Genomic DNA, 1,449 nt, shown 5'->3' with positions numbered 1-1,449 from the left:
TTACTCATTACTCATTACTCATTACTTAGCTCCGATAGAAACGGCATCCTTTTGGGTTACGGGCTCCGCTTAGCTCCGCCCGTAATCCAAAAGATACAGTGGATAGCGGGAATAAGCTCATGAAAATTTGGTGAATGATTTGTATGAAAAGGCATGATGTATGTAATTGTCAACTTCTTATTTACAATTTATTTTTACCGGATATTTTTGTAGATTTTTCTAATAATATTATATTTAAGGTAAACTAAAGGAAATGTGTAGATATGCCGGAAAAACATACAAGTCTCATTATGTCTGCTTCAGATGTAGAAAATCATTTAAACAGATTAGTTCTTCTGATATTTTAGGGAGGATCAATAAAAATAAGCTAAGTCATAAAGCTGGATTTCAATTTAATAAAGATACGAGTAAATTGGATACTTTAATTTCGGAAACAGAAAATCGTCCGATTAAATGTCCTGAATGTTCTCAATTAATGGCAGATCTGGGATTGGATTTTAAGGCTCCTAAGAAAACGGCTTTTAAAAAATGGGAAATAGTTGAAGGTTTATATACAATAGGAAAAGTATTTCATTCCTGTGGTTGTAGTGGACCAGGATATATTCCTCAAAACAAATTAGAATATAAAGATTATTTGATAGACAAGTTAAAATTATATCAAGATTACTTGACTGATTGTCAGAATTTATCAAAAGAATCTATTCCTGATAAGGATGAAAGATTAGTTTATTGGTCTCAAAGAATTTCTCAATTAAAGGAAGAAATACTACATGAAGGTTTTGCCGTCAATTAATTTAAAAATAAGCATTACAGTATTTCAATATTATGATATCGACATTACGAGTTAATTTTGAAAACGAATACTATGTATTCACAAGTCGAGATATTTTAAGTTTCTAATAAAATTGGAGGAAGCCTTAATTTTATTATCAATAGTTGTAAATCAGGTATAAAATCATTATTCGGAATGCTGAAATCTCGGTGAAAATTTCGTACTTTTGGCATGAAAAATTTCAAAAACTAAAAGTAAAATGGATATTATTTTCGACCTGATTGAAAAGGAAAGACTAAGACAAACTCATGGTATTGAGATGATTGCATCAGAAAATTTTGTTTCTGAGAATGTAATGAAAGCTATGGGAAGCGTATTGACCAACAAATATGCTGAAGGGTATCCCGGAAAAAGATATTATGGAGGTTGTGAAGTTGTAGACGAGGTTGAAACTTTGGCAATCAACAGAGCTAAAAAACTTTTCGGAGTAGAATATGCGAATGTTCAGCCCCACTCCGGATCTCAGGCGAATGCAGCAGTTTACTTAGCGGTTTTGAAACCGGGAGATAAGATTATGGGAATGGATCTCTCTATGGGAGGGCACCTTACGCATGGTTCTTCGGTTAATTTTTCAGGAATTCAATATGACGTTGTTTCTTATGGTGTTAAAAAGGAAA

Annotated in this window: 1 protein-coding gene and 1 pseudogene; both read left to right on the top strand. The window is 32.4% G+C overall.

Features of this window, described 5'->3' with window-relative positions; translation table 11 throughout:
- Positions 1-253 precede the first annotated feature (253 nt).
- Complete coding sequence (locus WFK35_RS22735; RefSeq protein WP_336734907.1) at positions 254-793, top strand: hypothetical protein; 540 nt, start codon at positions 254-256, stop codon at positions 791-793.
- 238 nt (positions 794-1,031) lie between these two features.
- Positions 1,032-1,449 (top strand): annotated as a pseudogene (glyA, locus tag WFK35_RS22730) (serine hydroxymethyltransferase); the annotation flags it as partial.

Origin of the sequence: Chryseobacterium sp. VD8 (assembly GCF_037149975.1) — a bacterium.
Taxonomy (GTDB): Bacteria; Bacteroidota; Bacteroidia; order Flavobacteriales; family Weeksellaceae; genus Chryseobacterium; species Chryseobacterium indicum.
The sequence above is the reverse complement of the archived record's forward strand: the minus strand, read 5'-3'. Positions and strand labels throughout refer to the sequence as shown.